19 protein-coding genes and 3 tRNA genes are annotated in these 25,062 nt (G+C 40.1%); 11 read left to right on the plus strand and 11 right to left on the minus strand.

What is annotated here, in order from left to right; translation table 11 throughout:
- Positions 1–453: 453 nt before the first annotated feature.
- Positions 454–4,437 (plus strand): trifunctional transcriptional regulator/proline dehydrogenase/L-glutamate gamma-semialdehyde dehydrogenase, encoded by a 3,984-nt coding sequence (gene putA / locus PZ638_RS13465; protein WP_144141549.1) that lies wholly within the window; start codon positions 454–456, stop codon positions 4,435–4,437.
- A 220-nt stretch (positions 4,438–4,657) separates the two neighbouring features.
- Here the strand turns inward: putA and fliZ are convergent, their stop codons facing one another.
- The gene (gene fliZ, locus PZ638_RS13470) at positions 4,658–5,176 is read right to left on the minus strand and encodes a flagella biosynthesis regulatory protein FliZ (RefSeq protein WP_004255757.1); all 519 of its coding nucleotides are present in this window, start codon (positions 5,174–5,176) and stop codon (positions 4,658–4,660) included.
- Positions 5,177–6,223: 1,047 nt separating this feature from the next.
- Here fliZ and PZ638_RS13475 point away from each other — a divergent pair.
- A complete protein-coding gene (locus PZ638_RS13475; RefSeq protein WP_004255760.1) occupies positions 6,224–6,535 on the plus strand; it encodes a DUF5339 domain-containing protein in 312 nt (103 codons plus the stop codon).
- Positions 6,536–6,694: 159 nt separating this feature from the next.
- On the opposite strand, the gene mgtA is transcribed toward PZ638_RS13475, so the two are convergent.
- The 4 genes from mgtA to cspE all read right to left on the minus strand — a co-directional run bounded on the left by mgtA (position 6,695) and on the right by cspE (position 11,145).
- Positions 6,695–9,397, minus strand: a complete 2,703-nt coding sequence (gene mgtA, locus PZ638_RS13480) for a magnesium-translocating P-type ATPase (RefSeq protein WP_144141551.1) — start codon at positions 9,395–9,397, stop codon at positions 6,695–6,697.
- 149 nt (positions 9,398–9,546) lie between these two features.
- Positions 9,547–10,245, minus strand: a complete 699-nt coding sequence (locus PZ638_RS13485; RefSeq protein ID WP_004255789.1) for an MgtC family protein — start codon at positions 10,243–10,245, stop codon at positions 9,547–9,549.
- Positions 10,246–10,638: 393 nt separating this feature from the next.
- Positions 10,639–10,830, minus strand: a complete 192-nt coding sequence (gene dsrB, locus PZ638_RS13490; protein ID WP_004255792.1) for a protein DsrB — start codon at positions 10,828–10,830, stop codon at positions 10,639–10,641.
- Positions 10,831–10,932: 102 nt separating this feature from the next.
- Positions 10,933–11,145, minus strand: coding sequence for a transcription antiterminator/RNA stability regulator CspE (gene cspE / locus PZ638_RS13495; protein WP_004909801.1), 213 nt, complete (start codon positions 11,143–11,145; stop codon positions 10,933–10,935).
- A 479-nt stretch (positions 11,146–11,624) separates the two neighbouring features.
- Between cspE and PZ638_RS13500 the strand changes: the two genes are divergently transcribed.
- From PZ638_RS13500 to PZ638_RS13510, 3 genes are all read left to right on the plus strand, one after another.
- Complete coding sequence (locus PZ638_RS13500; protein WP_004265669.1) at positions 11,625–12,128, plus strand: YlaC family protein; 504 nt, start codon at positions 11,625–11,627, stop codon at positions 12,126–12,128.
- Between the two features lie 135 nt (positions 12,129–12,263).
- Positions 12,264–12,339: transfer RNA gene (locus PZ638_RS13505), tRNA-Asn, on the plus strand.
- A gap of 255 nt (positions 12,340–12,594) precedes the next feature.
- A tRNA-Asn gene (locus PZ638_RS13510) sits at positions 12,595–12,670 on the plus strand.
- 111 nt (positions 12,671–12,781) lie between these two features.
- Here PZ638_RS13510 and PZ638_RS13515 read toward each other — a convergent pair.
- Positions 12,782–13,267 (minus strand): LysR substrate-binding domain-containing protein, encoded by a 486-nt coding sequence (locus PZ638_RS13515; RefSeq protein WP_226617105.1) that lies wholly within the window; start codon positions 13,265–13,267, stop codon positions 12,782–12,784.
- 294 nt (positions 13,268–13,561) lie between these two features.
- Between PZ638_RS13515 and PZ638_RS13520 the strand changes: the two genes are divergently transcribed.
- The 4 genes from PZ638_RS13520 (at position 13,562) to PZ638_RS13535 (ending at position 16,177) form a co-directional block, all read left to right on the plus strand.
- A tRNA-Asn gene (locus PZ638_RS13520) sits at positions 13,562–13,637 on the plus strand.
- 212 nt (positions 13,638–13,849) lie between these two features.
- Positions 13,850–14,899, plus strand: coding sequence for a dihydroorotase (pyrC, locus tag PZ638_RS13525; protein WP_094960765.1), 1,050 nt, complete (start codon positions 13,850–13,852; stop codon positions 14,897–14,899).
- Positions 14,900–15,119: 220 nt separating this feature from the next.
- The gene (gene bssS / locus PZ638_RS13530) at positions 15,120–15,374 is read left to right on the plus strand and encodes a biofilm formation regulator BssS (RefSeq protein ID WP_004255804.1); all 255 of its coding nucleotides are present in this window, start codon (positions 15,120–15,122) and stop codon (positions 15,372–15,374) included.
- A 209-nt stretch (positions 15,375–15,583) separates the two neighbouring features.
- A complete protein-coding gene (locus PZ638_RS13535; RefSeq protein ID WP_153673605.1) occupies positions 15,584–16,177 on the plus strand; it encodes a LuxR C-terminal-related transcriptional regulator in 594 nt (197 codons plus the stop codon).
- A gap of 147 nt (positions 16,178–16,324) precedes the next feature.
- On the opposite strand, the gene PZ638_RS13540 is transcribed toward PZ638_RS13535, so the two are convergent.
- Positions 16,325–16,783, minus strand: coding sequence for an Hsp20 family protein (locus PZ638_RS13540; RefSeq protein ID WP_036957864.1), 459 nt, complete (start codon positions 16,781–16,783; stop codon positions 16,325–16,327).
- Between the two features lie 328 nt (positions 16,784–17,111).
- On the minus strand, positions 17,112–18,158 hold the full coding sequence (gene trhO, locus PZ638_RS13545) for an oxygen-dependent tRNA uridine(34) hydroxylase TrhO (protein ID WP_004255839.1): 1,047 nt from the start codon (positions 18,156–18,158) through the stop codon (positions 17,112–17,114).
- Positions 18,159–18,411: 253 nt separating this feature from the next.
- Here trhO and PZ638_RS13550 point away from each other — a divergent pair, with 253 nt between their 5' ends.
- Positions 18,412–19,047 carry a DUF1007 family protein gene (locus PZ638_RS13550; protein ID WP_094960764.1) on the plus strand — a complete coding sequence of 212 codons (636 nt, stop codon included), beginning with the start codon at positions 18,412–18,414 and terminating at the stop codon, positions 19,045–19,047.
- Complete coding sequence (locus PZ638_RS13555) at positions 19,038–20,045, plus strand: nickel/cobalt transporter (protein WP_226617107.1); 1,008 nt, start codon at positions 19,038–19,040, stop codon at positions 20,043–20,045. The genes PZ638_RS13550 and PZ638_RS13555 overlap by 10 nt, the downstream gene beginning before the upstream one ends.
- A gap of 168 nt (positions 20,046–20,213) precedes the next feature.
- Here the strand turns inward: PZ638_RS13555 and ttrA are convergent, their stop codons facing one another.
- The 3 genes from ttrA to ttrB are packed head-to-tail and all read right to left on the minus strand — an operon-like array spanning position 20,214 to position 25,046.
- Positions 20,214–23,288 carry a tetrathionate reductase subunit TtrA gene (ttrA, locus tag PZ638_RS13560; protein WP_272674295.1) on the minus strand — a complete coding sequence of 1,025 codons (3,075 nt, stop codon included), beginning with the start codon at positions 23,286–23,288 and terminating at the stop codon, positions 20,214–20,216.
- On the minus strand, positions 23,281–24,327 hold the full coding sequence (gene ttrC, locus PZ638_RS13565) for a tetrathionate reductase subunit TtrC (protein ID WP_414703340.1): 1,047 nt from the start codon (positions 24,325–24,327) through the stop codon (positions 23,281–23,283). Before ttrC ends, ttrA begins: the two co-directional genes overlap by 8 nt.
- Complete coding sequence (gene ttrB / locus PZ638_RS13570) at positions 24,309–25,046, minus strand: tetrathionate reductase subunit TtrB (RefSeq protein WP_036957869.1); 738 nt, start codon at positions 25,044–25,046, stop codon at positions 24,309–24,311. The genes ttrC and ttrB overlap by 19 nt, the downstream gene beginning before the upstream one ends.
- Positions 25,047–25,062 lie beyond the last annotated feature (16 nt).

Consider the following 25,062-nt stretch of genomic DNA (forward strand, 5'->3'; position numbering starts at 1 on the left):
AAGTTTCCGTTGATAACTTGTAACTTCATAGTGTTGCACTTTATTGCACATATTTAATTTATCTGTGCGAACACCAAATAGGTTGTGATTGTTTGTGTTGCACTAACTTAATATCTTAGCTGCCCCATCCTAGACAGAGTCGTATTAAATTAACAAGAAATTAACTATTTTTTATTGCATAAATAGAATCCATATCACAAATGTTAAAATTTAAACTTAAATTCACAATCGAATGTTTAACTATTCCACCTAAAACAAAATAAATATAACTACATGTAAAATATAATAAATAAATCAAAAATGATTTACTTGAAAATATTAAAACTTAAAAAACCCGATATGTTTCACATTTTCTTCAGAAATCACGCTTAACAATGTTGCACAAAGTTGCAACATTAAGATAATGTGGTGTAACTTTTTGATTAAAATGACTCGTGACCTAGAGGAATTAAGATGAGTAGCACAACAACTATGGGTGTGAGACTTGATGAAGCAACTCGTGAACGCATTAAAAATGCCGCTCAGCGTCTTGACCGCACATCACACTGGCTTATCAAACAAGCTATTTATAATTACCTAGAACAACTCGATAATGGCCAAGCCTTTCCAGAGCTCGCACCGGGTATCGATGTAAAAGAAAATCAAACTTCTGATGAAGACACCACCGTTGAATCTAACTATCAACCATTCTTAGATTTCGCAGAGCACATTTTACCACAATCTGTAAAACGCTCTGCAATTACTTCTGCTTACCGAATTCCTGAAACACAAGCCGTACCAATGTTGTTACAACAAGCACAGCTCCCTACAGAACAAGCTGAAGCTGCTCATAAATTAGCTTATTCAATCGCTGAAAAACTGCGTAATCAAAAAAATGGCATCGGCCGGTCGGGTTTAGTTCAAGGCCTACTTCAAGAGTTTTCACTTTCATCTCAGGAAGGTGTCGCATTAATGTGTCTCGCAGAGGCCTTATTACGTATTCCTGATAAAGCAACTCGTGATGCTCTTATTCGTGACAAGATCAGCAATGGAAATTGGCAATCACACCTCGGCCAAAGTAGCTCAATGTTTGTTAATGCTGCAACTTGGGGTCTGCTATTTACGGGGAAATTAGTTTCTACGCATAATGAAGCTAAACTCTCAACCTCACTTAATCGCATCATTAGTAAAAGTGGTGAACCACTGGTGCGTAAAGGTGTTGATATGGCGATGCGCCTTATGGGAGAGCAATTTGTTACTGGCGAAACTATCTCCCAAGCACTCGCTAACGCGCGAAAGCTCGAAGATAAAGGCTTCCGCTATTCCTACGACATGCTGGGCGAAGCCGCATTAACGGAAAAAGATGCACAAGATTACATGGTGTCTTACCAACAAGCTATCCACGCGATTGGTAAAACATCAAATGGCCGCGGCATTTATGAAGGCCCTGGTATTTCAATTAAGCTATCTGCATTACATCCACGTTATAGTCGCGCACAATACTCTCGCGTGATGGAAGAACTTTATCCACGCCTATTATCCCTCGTATTACAAGCGCACCAATACGATGTAGGGATTAATATTGACGCAGAAGAAGCCGACCGCTTAGAAATCTCTTTAGATTTGCTAGAAAAACTCTGTTTTGAGCCACAACTCGCGGGTTGGAATGGGATTGGCTTTGTAATTCAGGCCTATCAAAAACGCTGCCCATTTGTGATTGACTCAATCATAAATTTAGCTGAACGCAGCCAACGTCGCTTAATGATCCGCCTAGTAAAAGGTGCTTATTGGGACAGTGAAATCAAGCGCGCACAAATGGATGGGCTAGAAGGTTATCCTGTTTATACGCGTAAGGTGTATACTGACGTTTCTTATATTGCCTGTGCACGAAAACTGTTGTCGGTTCCCAATTTAATTTACCCACAATTTGCAACACATAATGCACATACTCTCTCTGCTATCTACCAAATTGCAGGTAAAAACTACTACCCTGGTCAATACGAATTCCAATGCCTACATGGAATGGGTGAGCCGCTTTATGAACAAGTGGTTGGTAAGGTTGCTGATGGCAAGCTAAACCGCCCTTGCCGTATTTATGCACCAGTCGGTACTCACGAGACGCTACTTGCCTACTTGGTGCGTCGATTGTTAGAAAATGGCGCAAATACTTCATTTGTAAACCGTATCGCTGATGCCACTATTCCTCTAGATGAATTAGTTGCCGACCCAGTTAAAGATGTTTTAGAACTGTCTAAAACTGAAGGACAAATTGGCTTAGCGCATCCAAAAATTCCGTTACCACGTGATTTATATGGCCAAGAGCGTGTGAATTCGATGGGGCTTGACCTATCAAACGAGCATCGACTGGCTTCGCTATCAAGTGCCCTACTGAGTGCGGCTATGCAGCAAAAAATGGCAGAACCACTGTTAGGGGGCGACTTCCAAGCTTCGCAAGCATTGCCCGATGCGACACCAATTATTAACCCTGCCTGCCACAAAGATATTGTCGGCCACGTTCGTGAAACAACAGAACAAGAAGCTGAACATGCATTAAATACCGCTAACGATGCGGGTACTATCTGGTTCGCAACGCCTCCTTCTGAACGAGCGGCCATCTTATTACGAGCCGCTGACCTCATGGAGCAACAGTTACAGCCACTGTTAGATATTTTAGTGCGTGAAGCAGGTAAAACTTACAACAATGCGATTGCGGAAGTTAGGGAAGCGGTAGATTTTCTTAATTACTATGCAACCCAAGTCAAGAATGATTTTGATAACAACACGCACCGTCCTTTAGGGCCTGTGGTCTGTATTAGTCCGTGGAACTTCCCGTTAGCAATATTTTCAGGCCAAATTGCTGCCGCTCTCGCAGCAGGTAACACCGTACTCGCGAAACCGGCTGAACAAACACCATTAATCGGCGCTATCGCGGTATCTATTTTGCATCAAGCGGGTATTCCTCGCGATGTACTGCAATTTTTACCGGGTAAAGGTGAAACCATTGGCGCTCAACTCGTTGGCGACACTCGTGTTCGCGGGGTCATGTTTACAGGGTCAACAGAAGTCGCAGGGTTACTTCAACGTAATATTGCAGGGCGCTTAGATGCACAAGGCCGGCCTACCCCGCTGATTGCAGAAACTGGCGGATTAAATGCAATGATAGTTGATTCTTCTGCACTCACAGAACAAGTAGTCACTGATGTCGTCGCATCTGCTTTTGATAGTGCGGGCCAACGTTGTTCGGCACTGCGCATTTTATGTATCCAAGAGGATGTCGCAGATAGAACGATTCGTATGTTAAAAGGCGCAATGGAAGAGTGCCGTATGGGGAACCCTGAGCATTTATCAACCGATATAGGCCCTGTGATTGACCATGAAGCAAAAGAGAATATCGATCAACATATTCAAAAAATGCGCAGCAAAGGGAAATCGGTCTTCCAAGCAGCATTTGAGAACCATGATGATCAGCAAGAGCAACAGGAAGGAACCTATGTTAAGCCAACATTAATAGAACTTGATGATGTTAGTGAGCTGAAAAAAGAGATCTTTGGTCCTGTTCTGCACGTTGTACGTTTTAAACGAGATGAGTTAGAAGCACTTGTTGAACAAATTAATGCAGCCGGTTATGGACTGACACTTGGTGTTCACACTCGTATCGATGAAACTATCAACCAAGTTGTTTCAAAAGCTAAAGTTGGCAATCTGTACGTAAACCGCAATATGGTTGGTGCCGTTGTTGGGGTGCAACCTTTTGGTGGTGAAGGTTTATCTGGAACTGGGCCTAAAGCAGGTGGGCCATTATACCTTTACCGTTTATTAAGCGAACGTCCAGATAACGCAGTTTCAAATACCTTAGAGCGACAAGATAGCCATTTACCCATGGATGCCAGTGCTAAAACTGTTTTACTTGAACCATTTGAAGCACTTACACAATGGTCTGAAAAACAAAACTCGGTTATTTCGCCTTCCGTGATTGAGCTATTTACACGCCATAGTCAAACAGGAACCACCCGTGTATTACCGGGCCCAACAGGAGAAAGAAATACCTATACCTTGCGCCCGCGTGGTTTGATTTTATGCCTTAGCGATAATGAACAAGATTGCTTAACCCAGCTAACAGCTGTACTTTCTGCGGGTTGTCAGGTGTTATGGCCAGATAGTGAGCTCCATCAGAAGCTGTTTAAGTCACTACCTGAAAAAGTGAGAAAAACCATATCGATAACCAAAAACTGGATAGAATCGAAAGAGCCAATCGAAGGGGTTATTTATCATGGTGACAGCGATCAGTTAAAAGAAGTTTGCGCGGTGGTTGCACAACGTAAAGGGCCAATTATTTCAGTTCAAGGCTTTGAACGTGGTGAAACTAACTTGCTGACTGAACGCCTACTTCATGAACGCTCATTGAGTGTCAATACCGCTGCAGCAGGTGGTAATGCTAGCTTAATGACGATTGGGTAATAAGTAAAAGGCCTGGCTTCGTTATCTACGAAGGCCAGGCCATACATGATTACATATTTATTTAAAAATACACTTATCTCATAAGAATAACTGTCGTGCTTCCTATCAGATAAGTGCTATCCCAAAGAGCTGTCAGCTAAAAACATAAAAGGTGTCCACGAGGACACCATTACTTAAAAACAACAAAGAAAATAGCAATGCTTATTTTCAATATGTCATTCTAATTATTGCACTTTTCTGATTCCCAGAATAAATATTGTTCATATTTACGTAATGCAATATTGTAATTACTAAATGCAGAATCTGTCATTTTTTCACTCAACTCTTCTTGAACTTTACTCGCAGTAAATTCTTTCATAGAAAAATTAGAGGAAGATAACAATTCATCTAAACGGCGTAAGCGAACAACATATTCACGAACCGTACTGTGGCTCATCTCAGTCTGTAAGAATAAATACTGTTTAAATGACATAATATCAAAATAATCAGTATTACTATTGCAATAAATTTCACTACAAAAACGACAAAGTGCAGTAAATTTATCTTGCAGCTCCCCCCAAGTGCCTTCATCAACCAATTCAGTCATGTCAGCGATAGCTTCTTTATTTAAGATGTCATCGTTGAAAACTAAAGAGATGCGATCAAGGGTTTTGTGACAGTGTGCACAATGAGTTTGGCTGTGTTTAAAATCTTTGATGTAACGACTCAGAGGCCGTTTCTTTACAATAGAAGCAGACATAATGGTAAAGCCCTGTGTGTAAGTCTAAATATAAAATTGTAACCAGATAAGTCAGGCTACATACATTGTATGCCCATAGCATTAATATAATATCTGCTATGTTGCATTGCGATATGGTGAACCCATATCATATATCCTTACTTTACCTTTAGAGAACTCATCATTCTAAAAATGTACAGTAAGAAAAGTTATCGCCCTTTGTTAAAAACATTCTAACCCGTCTCTCGCTCTTTGGCGAATTTCTACGGTGAGTCAATTTTGGTATGAATTTGAGTTAGCGTCAACAAAATTAACTTAATTGTCGTTAACCCTGTACACTTATCATTAACCATAAGTTAAGCGATATTTCTTCATTAGTTCGCTTAAAAACAAAGACTCTACCTGATAATTTCATCTTCGTACAAAGAAAATTTAATTTAAAAATCAAACTGGTACCTATACAAAGGTTTTATTCTTAAATTTGTGAACTAGCTCACCTTTCACATCTATAATTGCATCTTAAATGAACAGCCATTAATTCTATAAATATTTCATAGTGAAAACTTATCATTCGCCCGTAAACATTTTGTTACAAATAAACGATTTTTTAATATATTTAATCGCATATAAAAAAACGTTATAACGATATTAAAAAGGCTTATATAGGCATTTTTATAGGTAAATACACGTATGACGTATTATTCTATCTTGGTAGCTAAAACATAATTTTCGTCAAAAAATATATTTATTAAATTAACTAACCATTATCCCCTTACCCTAATAGCCCTCATACTTCTTTTATCTGCTTTCCATTTTTCTTCCACTTACCAATTACTCTAGACAAACATAGAATAGTTAAAGACAACCTATAACATAATGATAAAAAACAACTTATTTGTCCCCGTGAATTTATGTAACGGAAATGAGCTAAAACAAAATACGATAGCCCAATTAAATTGAAATTTAATTAATTAACCGATGTATTATTTTAGGATTTGTCACGTTTGATATTAAAAACATCTCTTATATACTCAATTCGCTATATAAATAATTTTAATAAGGTTGATTATGAAAAAGTTGATTTTAGCTTGTGGTATGGGTTTATTGGCACTGACAATCACTGCTTGTTCAGAAGAAGAGAAAAAAGGTGAAGTTGCTGGCGCAACTGAAACTTGTAACGCTTACTTCGCTGAAGTTGATAGCTTAATTGCTAAAGCTTCAGAAAACCCGCAAGCAAAAGCTCAGTTAGACGCAATGAAAGGTCAACTGGAAGAGGGTAAAAAACAGGTTGCTGCACTACCTAAAGACCAGCAAGATAAAGCTTGCCAACAGGGTATTGATGCAATGAAACAGATGAAAACTGCTTTAGGCCTGCAATAAGCCCTATTCTTTTTATTCTGTAATCAAAAAGAGCCATTATTATTATGGCTCTTTTTATTTTATGAATATTAATGAGTTACAATAAATATCAAATAACCCATACGATATAGCTACCCAAAGGTGCAAGCCCCCCTTGGCCTCACACCTTTTAACATTATTTTATAACCACGTTCCAAAACGTTTAATATAAAATTGCTTCATTAGTTGAGCTACAACACAATAACTGACTAATGTGAGAGCGAGCCATGGGAAATATTCTATTGGCAACGGTTGTAACCCTATCATTTCACCAAATGAAGAAAATGGAATATATAAACCAAGAGCCATAATTAACCCTGTTGTTAACATAACAGGTAATGCGGCAGTGCTTTGTATAAACGGTATTTTTTGTGTTCTTAACATATGAACAACCAACGTCTGTGAAAGTAATCCTTCAACAAACCAACCTGATTGGAACAGCGCTTCATGAGCGACACTATTCGCTTGGAATACATACCACATTAACGCAAAAGTTGTGATATCAAAGATAGATGAGGTTGGTCCAATCCAAATCATAAAGCGGCCAATATTTTTCGCATCCCACTTGCGAGGACGTTTTAAAAACTCTTTATCCATTTTATCCCAGGGTAATGCAAGCTGGGAAATATCATACAGTAAGTTTTGAACGAGCAAATGAATGGCTAGCATCGGTAAGAAGGGAATAAATGCACTGGCAATTAATACAGAAAATACGTTACCAAAGTTAGAGCTGGCGGTCATATTTAAGTATTTAATAATATTACCAAAAGTTTCACGCCCTTTAATTACCCCCTGCTCTAATACCATTAAATCTTTTTCAAGTAAGATAATATCCGCAGATTCCTTAGCAATATCCGTCCCTGTATCAACTGAAATTCCTACATCAGCATCACGTAATGCGGGCGCATCGTTGATCCCATCCCCGAGGAAACCAACGGTATGCCCATTTGCTTGTAACCGCTTTAAAATACGGGATTTTTGCAATGGTGTTAATTTACAAAAAACTGAAACTTGCTCAACTTTCTGGCTTAACTCTTCGTCTGTCAGTTCTTCAACTTCTAAACCCGTCATGATTTCGCTGATGTTTAAGCCAACATCATGACAGATTTTTTCGGTAATAATGGCATTATCACCCGTCAACACCTTAACCGTAACGCCATTTTCACGTAATGCGGCAATGGCTGAAATTGCGCTTTCTTTTGCTGGGTCAAGAAAAGTTAAAATGCCTTGTAGTTCTAACTGATACTCGGCTTGAGCAGAAAGCGGTAAGCTGGCTTCTGCATCATTCAAACGACGAGTTGCAAGTAACAATACACGAAATCCTTGTCTGTTATAATCACTCACTAGCTCAGTAATTTTTACCCTTGCTTGGTCGTCAAGTAAATGCAGCTCACCATCTTGTTGGTAACTTTGGCAGACAGCTAACATTTCCTCCGCGGCACCTTTACAAATAAGTAGAGCTTCGCCTTTCGGTGTTCGTACTGTCACTGACAATTTGCGTCGAATAAAATCAAAGGGTAACTCATCAATTTTTTGGAATACTTTTAGCTGCTCAACTTCACTGTTCCCTCTACCACGACGAATAATTGCCTGATCCATCATATTTTTAGCCCCACTTTGGTGGAAGCTGTTTAGCCAAGCTAGTTGCAAAATTTTACTATTTTTTTGCCCATTGCTGTCCAAATAATGTTCTAAAATAATACGATCTTGCGTCAATGTTCCCGTTTTATCCGTACACAACACATCCATTGCGCCAAAGTTTTGGATAGCATTTAACCTTTTAACAATCACCTTGTGCTTTGACATGGCAATTGCACCTTTGGCTAAATTCGAGCTAACAATCATCGGTAACATTTCCGGTGTTAAACCCACGGCAACCGCCAGTGAAAATAGTGTTGCTTCGAACCAATCTCCTTTTGTAAACCCATTGATAAGTAAGACGATTGGTACCATGACTAACATAAAGCGAATCAATAACCAGCTTACGCTATTCACACCACGATCAAACGAAGTTTGCGCACGACTCCCCACAATAGATTTAGCCAGCGAGCCTAGATAGGTTTTCCCGCCTGTTGCCACCACAATTCCACGCGCCATCCCGCTGGTAACATTGGTTCCCATTAAACAAATATTTGAAATTTCTAACAGTTCATTTTCAGTTGGCGATACCGGATCTAAATTTTTGGCTGAAACATCACCTAATGTGTCGTATTTTTCTACGGGTATTGATTCCCCTGTTAGAATGGCTTGGCTGATAAACAAATCTCTTGATTCGACTAGCTTTAAATCAGCAGGAACCATATCTCCAGCGGATAACAACACAATATCCCCAGGTACTAAGCATTTGATCGGTACCTCTTTTCTAACAGAACGCCCCGTTTTATTATCACGACGAAATACAGTAGCCGTCGTACGAACTAAGGATTTCAATGCTTCCGCAGCCTTATTGGTACGATACTCTTGCCAAAAACGTAAAAAACCACTCAATAAAACCATTGTGACAATAATAATCACGCCGGTTAAATCTGTTTCTTCGCCTTGGCGTTCAGGAATAACATAATCCGTAAAAAAGCTAACAACAGCTAATACAATCAGTACGAATATAAATGGATTTTTAAAAGAAGTGAGTAGTTGCTTCCATGCTGGAGGGGCTTTTTCATGAGCAACTTCATTTTCACCTTCAGTCACAAGACGGTCCATCGCCTCATTCTCTGATAAGCCTAATAGATTTGTTTGATATTCATTGAGCACTTGCTCAATATTTTTACTCGCTTGTTCGCCAACAATAAATTTTTGGCGTGCAGCGGCTTTGACGCTTTTGCGCGGTTGTCTTATTTCAGTCATAACGTTGTCTCGAATACAACACTCGTAATTTTAACGCTATCCAACTGAAATAAAATTATCTTATTATCAGTTAGATAGCTGCGATTTACTACTCCATGACGGAGGGTGGTCGTCCATTTCAGCTCCTATAGTGAGTTAATTTAAAGTCATCAAGCTGGTAGCTCTGATGCCACTTTCCAATTGATAGCACTAACACTTTGCTCAAGGCTTATTCTGCATACCAATGCTTCAATTTCTTTTTGCTCGGCAGGTGTCGCAAGAAATTCAGCACACACTTCTAGCTGCTCAGGCTTTAGTGTGTCTGCACTACTTAACGATTGCAGCCGAATATGCAGTCCATTAATTGCTTGTAAAATAAGAGTTCTTACTAAAATTTCATCCGTTTGATGGCACATCACGCGAATTTTATAACGTTGCTCTACATCAAGTGCTTGCTGTTGTGGTTGTTTATTAATTCGTGAAGCCGCTTCTCTTAATAAAATATTGGCGCATAAAATTAATAACGTTGCCATCAAGGCCAAAGAATACTGGCCTAATCCACATAAAACACCGATCCCCGCGGAACACCAAAGCGTTGCCGCAGTATTTAGGCCTCGGATGTTCATGCCTTCACGCATAATCACTCCCGCACCGAGAAAACCAATTCCTGACACCACTTGGGCAGCAATACGACCAGGACTATCAGGTGATGTTGTTACAGAACTTAAAATAAATACCGCCGCTCCGGTTGCAACCAGTGCATTAGTTCTCAAGCCCGCCATTCGTTGACGCCACTGGCGCTCAGCACCAATTAATGCACCAAAACACATAGCAGACAGCAAATTTAAAATATCAGGGGAAAAAAGCATGATAATCCCTCCAAAAATAACTTGGATAATGATTTATATGCTTAATAAAAAGCATATAGCCATATTTTGAGTAAAATAATTACTCAAAAACCATTAGCTATTGCCTGGAGGAAATAAAGAATAAATATAGACCAACATAATACACACTCAATACAGCTATAATACGCTATCTAATGAAATACAATTATAAGGGAGTAGTATGATGAGGAGACATCAGACACCGCCCGCCGTTGTGGCAAGCAGTGAAAAGAAAAGACGATTACTGGCTTGCCATTAAATTAAGTTTTTATTCCAACTCTGACTGTCCAAGTAATAATCTCCTAAGTAAAAGATGGAAGGAGTATAAGTGGGGAAAATTATTAAGTAAAGGACAAAGTGCCCATTAAATTGAACTTATCTTTCAATTGGCGTAACAAAAATCCCTTCATCGCCTTCTTTTTCATTAAAGAACCAAATACCTTCAGGGTAATCAGGTAATGCAATTAAATACATTACCCCTTCATTGAAGGGTTCAATAAGTAAAATAGTTCCTTCTCGACGCTCTTCTCCGTCTGTTTTTACATAAACACGGTCATTAATATTCATAACATTCTTTTCCAGCAAAATATATTAACCATAAATGTAGCGCATACGAAAAAGCCCGTCATTAAAAATGACGGGCTTTAGAAAATCAGTTAAGCAATTAGCTTAGATAGCAGTTACGTTAGCAGCTGCTGGGCCTTTTGCACCGTTTTCAATGGTGAATTCAACTTGCTGACCTTCAGCCAGAGTTTTGAAACCATTGCCCTGAATGGCAGAGAAGTGGACGAAAACGTCTTTGCTACCATCAGCTGGAGTGATGAAACCGAAGCCTTTAGACTCGTTGAACCACTTAACTTGACCTTTCATTTTGTCGGACATTTGACTTTTCCTATATAACATCAAAAAAACTTGCCTTTTGGCATATACGGGCCAGAGTCAACTATTTAATCAGGGAAACACCAAGATGAAGCGTCACGGTCAAAGGCTATCTGTGATAACTTTCTTCTTTAGAACACACTAACTCAGTAATCATACATCAAATAGGACTGCTAAACAGGCCGACACTCATTAACTCATGACTTAAAGATAATAGCAACTATTTTATACGAGCAAACCTCAAAAATATGCTGTTTTTTCGATTGCGTCACTTTTATCGGCTATAACGTTAACAAAAACGCTGCATTTAGTTGATAGTTTAAAGAAAACTTTAATTTAAAAAGCCAACAACCTAATAAATGTCAGTAAGAATTATCCGATACGATGACAATCTGTGTAAATATTTTTTTTAACTGATATATAACAATCTCGACGGCTCGTGATACCCTCCTAGTATAGATATCTGACAGAGAGTTATACACATGGATATTATCAAACAAATACTCGTCGAAGATTTGGATGCCATCAATAAACGTGAAAACCGTGATGGGAAACCTTATTTTAATAGCCAATTTCTCGCCAACCACCCTTATTTATGTATTGGTATGGTTGCGGCTTATGTCCCCCTAGCCATTATTCTTTGGTACGCCCCTTATTTTGGTCCTTATTGGGCTCTGGGTATCACCATTCTTTTTATTGTATTAGCAAGTGTACTACTTTTTGACATCAAACCTGTTTATCACTTTGAAGATATTGGCGTCTTAGATTTACGTGTCTGTTATAACGGGGAATGGTTTGTTACTGAACCAGTTTCTGATAATGCGATAAGCAAAATCATTGATTCACAAGATGTTAGCTCTGCTATAAAACAAGAAATATCGCGTTTAATTGCATTAAAAGGAATGATTTCCTTTTATGATATCTATCATGTCGCTTATCCTGAAGTTTCTACGCAATTACCTGGTACACTTGCAACTCAAAATTAATTCAATATCAATTAACTAGAGTAAAACTTCGTCATAATGTGCATTGAATGAGCAGTTGGATATTTTTTCTGTTTTTATGATTGACAGCCTGAGATGATATCGTTAATATGCGCCTCGTTCTCAGGAACAAGCAATTCCTCCATAGTTCAGTCGGTAGAACGGCGGACTGTTAATCCGTATGTCGCTGGTTCAAGTCCAGCTGGAGGAGCCAAATTTAAAAAGCCCGCTTAATGCGGGCTTTTTGCTATCTGCTAAATATATATCACCATTATATCATTCATCTCTACTATCAATGATCTCCTAGCACCTCTCATAATCCATCTGGTATGCATTACGCATCATATATTAGGATAGATAACCACCAAATCGATTACTTAACGCCCACTTGGCTATTTTTTTCATTTTTATACTTTACAACAGTGAACAGGATGGGTAATATGCGCCTCGTTCTCAGGAACAAAGCAATTCCTCCATAGTTCAGTCGGTAGAACGGCGGACTGTTAATCCGTATGTCGCTGGTTCAAGTCCAGCTGGAGGAGCCAAATTTAAAAAGCCCGCTTAATGCGGGCTTTTTGCTATCTACCTAAAAATCACTCTTCTTAGCATTACTTTACTTACGGCAAATACAAGAGTTCCCACCATAAAATAAATACTTATTCTTTCTCTAGAAAAAATTGTTTAATCGTCTGGCGTAACCATTGATGCGCAGGGTCCCTATCTAACCTTGGGTGCCATGCTTGCACGATAAATATAGGCACCAATCCCAAAGGAAGTTCAATTTCAACCAATGGCAAATTAACACTCTTTACCCCTTGCAGCACATGACGAGGGAGCGGCAAAATATAGTCAGAGTTCATAGTTAACATCATGGCTGAATGAAAACTAGGTAAAGTCAATGCAACATTACGCTGTAATTGAAGGTCGCGTAATGCGTCATCAATTGGCCCCAATGTACGCCCTCGGCGCGATACGCTAATATGTGGGTAATGCGTTAAGCTTTCAGGCGTCACCTGCCCGATAATTGGATGCTCTGGGCGAACTAATGCCTGAAAAGTACTATTAAATAAGCTCTGAGCCTTAATTTCAGGGTGCCAGTCTCGAGAGGAACCGATAACCAAATCCACCTTGCCACTGCGCAAGGAATCATCTTCAGTATCACTTTCCGCGATAAAAATTAAACTACTTTATATCCATCCATGACTTAGTAGTGATTAACTACGATTAACCTCTAAACTTGAAATAATATACCGCTCATCAACTCAGATTTGTCTCAGTCTTTTCGTTAGTGTATGGCCTTGATTAATCACCACTACTCTATTTTCGATCAAACTTCCGACAGTTCGCACAGATAACAGGCAAACAAACAATTTTTTCGATATTCTCCTTTGACAATGCGGTGAGAGAAAGCTAATATCCTCTGCGTACCAAGGAGTTCCTCCATAGTTCAGTCGGTAGAACGGCGGACTGTTAATCCGTATGTCGCTGGTTCGAGTCCAGCTGGAGGAGCCAAAATTTAGAAAAACCTGCTTAAGGAAACTTAAGCAGGTTTTTTGCTATTGAACGAACTAAATAAGCCACCTATTTACGTTATTTGCGCGATCTATCCCTGAAATAAGCTATAATCGTGATTTCTCATAGCTATTTTTTTACTTTACCTTTATCATTCTATTCCGGCTTGAGCACTCGCTCATCATTCACTCTTCCCCTATGGAGCCGGTTTAATGTCAACTGTAACTACCCTAACGATCCGCCGCCCTGATGATTGGCATGTTCATTTTCGCGATGATGATATGTTAAAAACGGTCGTTCCCTATACCAGTGAATTTTTTGGCCGTGCAATTGTCATGCCGAATTTAGTGCCACCAGTCACAACGATTGAAGCCGCAAAAGCTTATCGTGAACGCATCCTAAAAGCGGTTCCAGAAGGGCATCAATTTACCCCTTTAATGACCTGCTACCTTACTGATAGCACAGATCCTGTTGAAGTGGTTCGTGGCTTTAACGAAGGGGTATTTACTGCCTGTAAACTCTACCCGGCTAATGCAACAACAAACTCTAGTCATGGCGTATCTGATATTAAAAAAATTTATCCCGTATTAGCTGCGATGGAACAAGCAGGAATGCCATTGCTGGTCCATGGTGAAGTCACCGCAAGCCATATCGATATTTTTGACCGCGAAGCGTTATTTATTGAGCAAGTTATGTTTCCATTACGGGCACAGTTTCCAAAACTCAAAGTCGTTTTTGAACATATAACCACCAAAGAAGCGGCGCAATATGTCCAAGAAGCAAATGAATTTACAGCTGCAACTTTAACACCTCAACATTTGATGTTTAACCGTAACCATATGTTAGTTGGTGGTATAAGGCCGCACTTATTTTGCTTGCCTATTTTGAAACGTAATGTACACCAAGAAGCATTACGTGCAGCCGTTGCTTCAGGTTGTGACCGTTTCTTCCTTGGTACCGACACCGCACCACATATACAATCACGTAAAGAGTCTACCTGTGGTTGTGCTGGGGTCTTTAATGCTCCCACCGCATTAGCGGCTTACGCGACTGTTTTTGAAGAGCTGGGTGCTTTGGCGCATTTCGAAGCTTTTTGTTCACTAAATGGTCCTAAATTCTATAACTTACCTGTAAACGAAGGAACTATTACGCTAACTAAAGAACAAAATATTACTTGCGAATCGATTGATTGCTGTAATGATAAATTAGTTCCTTTCTTAGCAGGAGAAGATGCGCGCTGGACAGTCGCTCTGGGTCAGTAGTTTATACACTAATGGGAAGTTCAAAGTGCTTCCCATTCTGTTTTTACAATCCTTATTGTCTGTTTTATGCATTTTCTGCTATATAAACAAAAAAAATGTTTTATTTGCTTTCTTATTAGCGAAATCTCCTTATACTAAAAGTGGACTCATCACGAGGTCATTGCTCTTAGTCAGTTATAGATATTTATTATTTATCACGATGTTTGATTAGGAGGTTTATATGAATAAAAAAAATGATGTCATTCAAACCCACCCAGTAGTTGGCTGGGACATCAGCACAGTCGATGATTACGACGCTATGATGTTGCGTTTGCACTACCTCCCCGAGCAAGATAAACACACAGGTGATGCTATTGTGGATAAAACCATGTGGCTAACGACTGATGTGGCTAAACAACTTATTCATATTCTCCAAGCAGGCGTAGACAAGATAGAATCAGGGGAATATGTTGAGTTTGATTTTAAAACACACTAGGAAAATAAATGGATATTAGTGCCACTAATATCCATTTAATTTATTCATATATATAGATAACTATATGTCTTTATATAATTATCTTATTAATTAATTACTAATTAGCAATTTCAAATAAGAACACTATTTATTGTTTTTATTAATCCTTGGTTGACTTCTCTATCAATTCCAATTTATTGTAAGCCATCTTCTTGAACAAGGATGTTCCAATGCGAATATTAGTTATTGATGAATGTTATTATACACGTCTTGGCATTACAGAATATTTATCTAAAAATAAAAAACTCGAATTTATTAGTACAGGATGTATAAAAGAAGCCATTGGTTTTATGAACACAAACCTACCAAGCATTATACTGGTGAATCTAACCTACTATTGTAATTACTCTGATTACTGCCCTACTCTACAGCAGTTATTAAGTAATACTAATAATGCACGCTTTTATATTTATATTAATGCTCCTTATCCGCAAACAAACAACCCATTATTATTAAAAGACAATTACTTTATTCTATCAAAAAGCATTATTATTCAAACGCTTGATAAAGTTATTCGTGACCATGAACAAATAGAAAAAATCACCAAACTTGCTAATAATATTGAGTCATCCATTTTCACGATTAAAGAACAAAATATTATTAATAACTGGATGAATGAGACACCCAATCATATTATTTCTCGAAAACTAGGAATTAGTAATAGTACTGTCTATTCACAGAAAAGACATATCGCATCTAAAGTTTTCGTCAAAAATAGAATTGAGTTATTTTTTATATATAATGTATTTAAATATTTATATTAAAAATGTTTTAATTTAAATCGACTAAAACAAAACTAAAAGGCCTGACTCCGTTTGAATAACGAAATCAGGCCTTACAAACCGGTCAGCAAAAGTGTCCAATATTATAAAGTCACTCTAACTGCTGCTGACGAGTCATAAATTTTAGTTCTATGATTTTATATCTTTATTTTCAATAGCGATAACTCGAGGTTTTTCTTCATCCGGGATTTCATATTCAATATCCAGAGTTAGTAAACCACTAGATAACTCAGCACTTTCTATCTTCACATTTTTACCGAGATTAAATTCAAGGGAAAACTTATTTTGCGTTATTCCTTGATGGATCCATTTCTCAGAATCATTAACTAATTCTGCTGATTGCTCACCTTGAACATACAATTTCCCGCCTTTTAGGGATACGCTTAAGTCCTCTTCCTTATAACCTGGAACACTAACCGTTAATTGATAGCTTGTTTCATTTATTTGTTTTAAATTATACGGATGCTCTGAAGTTAAAGGCCTATTACCTGTTAGCTGGCTAAACAAACGATCCATTTGGTCAAATCTGTTAGAAAGTAAGCTATCGGATAATGTTGGGAATAATGAAAAAGATCTAATGTTAGACATAATTTCTCCTTCAATATTTTTATATCAAACTAAACACATACGACTATGCACCATTACCTGTGTACCTAGTATGGGATAATGCTCTTTCTTGGTGCAATTCTTATATAGTGCCAGTTACGCGTATTTCAAGTCTTAAATTACACTTCTTTACAAAATGGCGTTACCTGCTGTAAACCATAAACAAATACCCCATGAATTTCATACGAAATGTATGGGGTATAAGCAACGTAATGACATCGAATGAAATAAATTTTTTATTTCAATTAATTTTATCTTGCTCTAATCAGCCCTAATTACAGGGCTTTCTTATTATAGAGAACATCAATAATTAGTTATCTTTATTTAATAATCCATCGGATAAACGGTGACGTGACTTATTAAAGATTTTATTACTGACTTCGCGACCTGCACGGCGTGCGCGTTGTTCTTGCTCTGGAAGTTTCATTTCTTCAGTGCAAGACGAACTGCAGCAACCTTCGTACTTTTCTGCACAGCTAGGGCATTGGATAAACAGCAAGTGACAGCCATCGTTACGGCAATTGGTGTGTGTATCACAAGGTGCACCACATTGGTGGCATTGTGCTAATGTGTCTTCTGTAATACGCTCTCCCATTCGGTTGTCAAAAACAAAGTTTTTCCCTTTAAACCTCAAAGGCAACCCTTGTTCCTTCGCCTTACGCGCGTATTCAATAATCCCACCTTCAACATGGTAAACATTTTTAAAGCCATTATGCAGCATATAAGCACTGGCTTTTTCACAACGGATCCCACCAGTACAATACATTACGACATTTTTGTCTTTTTGCTCTTGCAGCATTTCCACCGCCATTGGCAGTTGCTCTCTAAATGTATCTGAAGGTATTTCAATCGCGTTATCAAAACGCCCTACTTCGTACTCATAATGATTTCGCATATCGACGAAAACAGTATTTGGGTCATCAATCATTTCATTCACTTCGTGAGCTTTTAGATATTGACCTGTATTTGCAGGGTTAAATGTTTCGTCCTCAATACCATCAGCCACCACGCGCTCACGGACTTTCATACGCAGCACCCAGAACGATTTACCGTCATCATCAATCGCAATATTTAAACGTAAGTTATCTAATGCGGGGTCTGTTGCATAAATAAGTTCGCGCAATGCGCCCACATTAGATTCCGGCACACTGATTTGCGCGTTAATACCTTCTTTTGCAATATAAACACGTCCAAAAACGCTTAATGCTTTAAATTGTTGGTACCATTGATTACGAAATTCGTTTGGGTCTTGGATATTAAAATATTTATAAAAAGAGATAGTGGTGCGCGGCTCAACTTCTGCCAACATACGTTCTTTTAATATTTTATTTGAAATTTGGTTATGTAACACTGGCATGGTGTTCTTAATCCTATTTAACTCATTGATAATATTTTAATTTAAATAAATTCAGGCGAGCTGCCACCCTATTTAAATCTTGGTGAGTATTATCCCTCTTATTATGTTAATAAAAAACCCTTTATTTGTAGGGTTATCGTGATAAAAGTATTAACCAATCGTTTTAGGTTGAATTTTAAATCACTACGAGATATTTTAGTTTGCTTTTCGTTATGTTATAACATTTTTTTGATAAACCAATTTAGCTGACTGAATGATGCGATTTTTTCCTTTCTATTTTCTATTTCTGTTTATGGTTGCTCCACAAGTAGCGGCACACCCTCATAGTTTTATTGAAATGCAAATTTCCCTTGAAAGTAAACAAGATAAATACTCAGGGATTAGCTATGTTTGGAAAATGGATCCAATGACATCAGCGGATATCGCGTATGAATTAAAAGGCATTAAACCGGATGACCCGCGTTGGAAACAGCAAGAAGCTATTATTATGGCGAATGTATTGATGCAAGATTATTTCACTGATTTTTATTATCAGGGGAAGAAAGTCAGTTTTAAACGTATTCCTGATAGCTACCATTTAGAAAAAGATGGCTTTTCTTTAGTTTTCTTCTTTACCGCTTCATTTATGCAACCCCTGCCTATAGCAGGTTCCCATGTGGAAATTCAAACTTACGACCCAACATTCTACGTCAGCATGACTTACCAAAATAAACAGCAAGTTAACCTACCTTTAGATATTGCAGCAAATTGCCAGATGGAACTACAAGAAGCAAATGTGACCGATTCAATGCGCGCCTACGCTTTCTCTTTAGACAAAAGTGATAGCCCAGAAGAAGATTTGGCACTTGGCAAACAATTTGCACAACGGGTTGACATTCAATGTCCATAATGCCTTTACGTACGCAAAGACTAATAATTACTGCGCTGTTTATGGGGCTTATAACCTATGCCGCTTGGCAGCTATACACCCACTGGGGATCATGGTTACAACTTAGCCTAGCTTGGCAAAAACAGTTAAACCAAGGGCTATCTTACCTATTGCAAGAAACCACCTCTCGCCCATGGTATGCAGGTGGGTTACTGGTAGTTGCCAGTTTTGCGTATGGTTTTTTGCATGCCCTTGGGCCGGGGCATGGCAAATTAATTATTACCACTTATATTGCCACCCAAGCGACTCATTTAAAACAGAGTGTTATCATTAGTTTACTTGCATCGCTCTTACAAGGGCTTGTTGCGATTACTTTAGTTTCCTTAGTCTTGATCCTATTCCAACTCTCTACTAAGCATCTCAACCAAGCCAGTTTATATGCAGAGCAAACGAGTTATCTATTTGTCATTTTGCTGGGTAGCTATTTATGCATCAGCGCATTGCGTCGTGGCTGGTCAATCCGCAAATCAAGACACTTGGCACCACTCAAGATAAAAAGCATTCAACCACTGAATTCATCAACGAAAGCAATAAGTAAAACAAAAGCCCATAGCCACTCGGACAACTGTGGTTGTGGGCACCAACACGTTATCCAGTCCCATCAATTACAATCCAGTTTTAAAAGTAAGCTATTGATTATCCTATCGATGGGTATCCGCCCTTGCTCCGGGGCAATTCTTGTATTGCTGTTTTCTTATGTCATTGAGGTCTATGCGTGGGGGGTTATCGCTGCCTTAGCAATGGCAATGGGGACTGCATTAACTGTTTGTTTAATCGCTCTTTTTGTTCATTTAATGCGTGATAATGCGGTTCGTGTATCACGCTTAAAAGGAAAGTCATTTTCCCCATATTGGGCAATCACACTGAAAATTTTGGCAGGTATTTTATTTATTTTGATGGGGGTTTTGATGCTACAAAGCATCGGCTTAGAACAGTCGGTTTCGCCACTCTTGCGATAAACCATTAAAAAAGGGAGGGCTCCCCCTCCCAGGCATTTGCCGAAGTCACGGTGTGGTAGCACACCGTTTTATGCGCAATGTCAACTGCTTACTACTTATTGCCAACTACCAGATGGCTAATGGTGAAGCTATGCAGGTCCCCACCACTAGCCATCCTTACTACTTCATTTAACCAATTAACTCAATGCGAGCAGGTAAGCCTTGGCGTACCGATGCCCCCGAAACCCAATCTAACCACGTGTTAGCAACTTCACGTGTTGGGTCAGCAAACCCAAGGTCATTTAAGTTAATTCCTGAACCATTTGCCGCATTCATTGGCATAGGTTGGCCATCCAGATAATGCTGTTTCGCTCCCATCTCGGTATGCCCATAGCCATGTTCAATCGCAAGCACTCCAGGCATTACGCCATCAAGTACGCTTACTTGAGCTTCAGCATGCCCCCCCGGTGTGGTGATCCTAATCCAATCTCCATGTTTTACCCCCATTTTCGCTGCATCATCGGGGTGGATAGCAACAAGATTCGTCGGTTTCACATGGCGGAGCCGTTCAATAACGGTGGTTGAGCTGCTCATCACATGGGATTTAAATGACATCAGCTTCAGCGGCCACTCTTTTTCTGGGAATACTGCATTCACATCATCCCCATTCGCCATACGAGGCGGGTAATACGTCGGGCAACCGCTATAACGTTCACCCGTTATGGCATGGCGATTAACGGCCACCGTTGGGTTCCAAATTTGTAAGCCTTTTTTCCATTGAGGACCTGTTGCATCGCCATCCCACGCTTTTTCATAAGGCGCAAAACGGCCACCTCGTGTGAAAATATAGGCAACACGGCGAACTTCCTCTGGTTTTAAAGTCCGTGTAATAGCCGGTAAAATACGCTCCACGCCACTGATTTGGATATCTTCTGTTGCGGCTTCAGGGACTGGTTTCTCCCCTAACCACGCCATATTTGCAGCAACTCTTAAGTAATAGTCTTCCGCTGTATTGAGTGAATGCATGTTGCCATCCATATCCTCAATCACGTTATCGCCAAAGCCGGGTAAATTAAGTTCTTTCGCTACAGCAATACAGAAACTCTCCATCGAAACTGGCTGGCCGTCCGCTGTTTTCGCAGTACGTGACTCAACAATCGGCCAACGTGCTGTGCTGGCTTTGACCTGCACGCCAGACCATGGTGCACTAAACCCCCAACTTTCGAAGTTATGGGTATCTGGCACAATGTAATCTGCCAATGCCGTGGTTTCATTCATAAAGGCATCAATACCAATAATCAGCGGCAGGTGTTTAGGGTCTTTCAGTTTTTCTTCCATCACCTGACGAATACCTGCAATACCATATACAGGGTTAGTCATATTGGTGATCCACGCTTTCAGTGCGTAGGGGTATCCCATCAAGGCAGATGCTAACTGCTCTGTTAATTGACCTTTAGCAAACGGGTACCAAGGGGCTTTTGCTGGGTATGGGTTTTCACCCGCTGCCTGACGTGCTTTGAACTCATCTGATTTTTCATACACTTCATTACTGCGCGACAGCACCACACCTTTAGGTTTCACTTTACCTTTATAGCTAGCAATTTTGTAACGCGGCCCATCGTTTTCCCCGTTGAATTTACCGCCACCAACAGAAACACCGCCTTTCAAGTTCAGGTTACCAATCAATGCGTTAAGCATGATAACTGACCATGCAGTGTAAAAACCATTACCCCCCATCATACCGCCATGAGAGATGACGGCGGCTTTTCTATCATAAGAAGTTAATGCTTTACCCAACGATTCAATCGTTTTCACTGGAACATGGCAACGCTGACTGTATTCTTCCAAAGTCATACGATTTGCCGCTTCTTTTAAACATTGGAAGCTAGATTTAACGGTCACTTCACTGCCATCGTGCAAGGTGACTTGGCGTGTCACAAAGAGCTCGGCCGTAGGCGTTTCATCAGCCAGTTTTAATTCACCCGCAGCATCTTGCACTAAATAAGCTTTCTCATTGTCACCTTCCCCTGTGATATAAGAAGAAATTAACAATTTACCTGCTAATGGGTGGTTATCATCCGTGATCACTAAATGTGTTGAGTTAGTCCAGCTTTTCTCCCCCACGGCTTCCATGGATTTCTCACTTGGCACACTGAGGTATTTTGCGTTGTAACGGTTATTTTCAATGATCCAGCGGATCATCCCCATCACCAATGCCGCATCCGTACCCGGTTGCACAGGAACCCAATGACCGTGGTCATTCGCTAAAGTGGTTGTTAATGGTAATGCAGGTGATACCACCACATAGTTAAATGAATCACGTAAACGCGCTGTGGCTAACTGGCGGCCTTGGCGCTTAAATGGGTTACCTGATTGTGCAGGTGATGTCCCTAGGAATAGCGCGAAACGGACATTATCCCAATCGGGTTTAACGTGGGCATTTTTGTCCAAATCATCCATTAATGCACCGGAACCCGCACGGTAAGCCAGTCCACAATAAGAACCGTGAGCACCGAAGTTTTTACTGCCAAAGGCATTTTGTGCAAAGCGACGGATAAAGCCATCACGGCCGTCATCACCTGCGTTGGTCACTAATAATTGGTTAGCTTTTGGCCCCAATTTAGGTTGAGATGGGTCTAAAGGCGTTTCTAAGTCACGTATCGCCCGTAAGCCATCCACATGCCCCTCACCAAATAAGTCGCCTCCTTCAACCACTTCTTTAATCAGTTGTTCAAAACTGATGCGCTCCCATTTACCTTCGCCGCGTTTACCCACACGTTTCATCGGTTCAAGGATACGCAATGGGCTTGTTAAGCCTTCCATTAACGTCGCACCACGAGCACAAGCTGTCGAACGGTGTTCAAGGCCTGATTCTCCACTCATTTTATTAAATGCCGTTTTCAGTGGCATTCCATAAGGAAAGTGCTCTTCATGGGAAAGTGGATGATAAGGGTTCCCCGCGATACGCAATACTTCATTTTTTGCTGTATCGACGCGAGCACGGATACCACACTGGGTCCAACAACCAAAACACTGGGTCATCGCAACCACTTGTTCTGGATTTTCTTGCCAGCCTTTCAGTACCTGCCCTTCAGGGCGTAAAGAGTTACCATTAAGCCTATCAAGAGTGACTTTACCTGACGTACCATTAACCAGACCATCGACTGCACGTTTGGCAACATCACGGTAGCTTGCACCAAATAATGCGATACCACCGACAACCAAACCACCTTTAAGCCATTGACGTCTTGAGAATTTAGCCATGTTGCACTCTCCTCGCAAACCGGCGAACACCTTCACGAACAATAATTGTTAACGCAATCCATAAACCGAATGTACCGACGATAGCCAATAATCCATCTGTTCCCAGTGGGAAATGGTATGGGTTCGCGATAATGTTATATTTTGGAACCGCTTGAACTTCCATCAGGAAAATCCAACGTAATGACCAAGCAAAAGCCATTGAAATTAAAGCTAGAACAGTAATGTATGGAACGGAACGAGTCGCTTTTAAATTACTGACGGACATTGCGAAAGTGATTAACCACAGTGCACAAACCCCCATTAGCATCCACCAGCCTGCGCTTGCCGTATCTAACTGTTGGCGTACTGCGATACCTGAAGTGGTGTCACCTGATAACCACAACGCAAAGCACACCACAAACAATAATAATGTCACAACTTGAAAACGCGCTAAGCGATTTTGATATTGAGGTTCACGGCGAGCCCCTAAACTAATCAATGCAGGTAATGCTTGCAGAGCACTAAGGAACATCAATACCGGTATCCACCAGCTAAACCAAATTGGACGCGCGTTTAACACTGAGGCTTCACGGCCGGTATATAACAATAAACCGATGGCTGAAAATGCAGCCAACAAGGCAACCCAACGCGTTGCTTTGAATTCTTTTTTCCAAATCAGCTTCACCACTAATGCAACAAAATATAAACCAATAAATGTGGTGAATAATGGTAGTAATACAGAGCCCCACCACATCCAAGACCATATTGTTGGATGAGCGTAAAAATGCCATACCCTTGCGGTTTGGTGTAAATCTGCGGTTAGTGCTAACGGCGCGGTGATCCCCATCGTGATAGCAATAAATACAGCGATCATTTCTAAGCGGCTGTTTTCAGGTTTGTTTCTCCAATGAAGATAGCACGCGTACAGAACCGCACAAGACGCAATCCCAATGAAGAAGAAATATTGTACCGCCCAAGGTAGCCAAAAGAATTCTTGTGGCTGAGCCATTATTTCTGAAATATAAGTCACTTGGCCATTCATCAGAACACCTCCTGCCATAATGCGGGCTGCCCTTTGCCTTGCAGCGGTTGCACGAATGCGTCATCTAAACCTATATAGAAAACTTGTGGTAATGTGCCACTTTCCGGTTTGAGTACTTTGATTTCAGCCTCGTGCTCTGTCAGCATTTTACGGATAGTACTGTTTGGGTCTTTTAAATCCCCAATAATGCGCGCACCACCGACACAGGATTCAACACAAGCAGGTAATAAACCCACTTCTAAGCGATGAGCACAGAATGTGCATTTATCTGCAGTTTGCGTAGAGTGGTTGATAAAGCGAGCATCATATGGGCAGGCTTGCACACAATACGCACACCCAACACAGCGTTCGTTATCAACGACAACAATACCGTCTTCACGTTGGAAAGTCGCTTGAACTGGACATACAGGTACACAAGGAGGGTTATCACAGTGGTTACATAAACGGGGTAACAGTACGTTGGTGAACCCTTCTTCACCTTTCACTGCGACTTGATATTGATTCACTGTCGTTCTAAATTGACCTTGTGGGGTTTGGTTTTCAACCGAGCAGCTTACCGTGCAAGATTGGCAACCGATACAACGGCGCAAATCAATCAACATTCCATAGCGTTTTTCTGGATTGCCTTCTCTGCGTGTCGGGGAAAAATTTAGCCCTGCTTCTGCAATGGGAATCAACGATGCCCCCGCAGTTACGGCTCCAATTTGTTGTAGAAATTTTCGTTTACTCAGATCCATAATTGGCTCCAGTATT

The organism is Providencia hangzhouensis, from assembly GCF_029193595.2.
Taxonomy (GTDB): domain Bacteria; phylum Pseudomonadota; class Gammaproteobacteria; order Enterobacterales; family Enterobacteriaceae; genus Providencia; species Providencia hangzhouensis.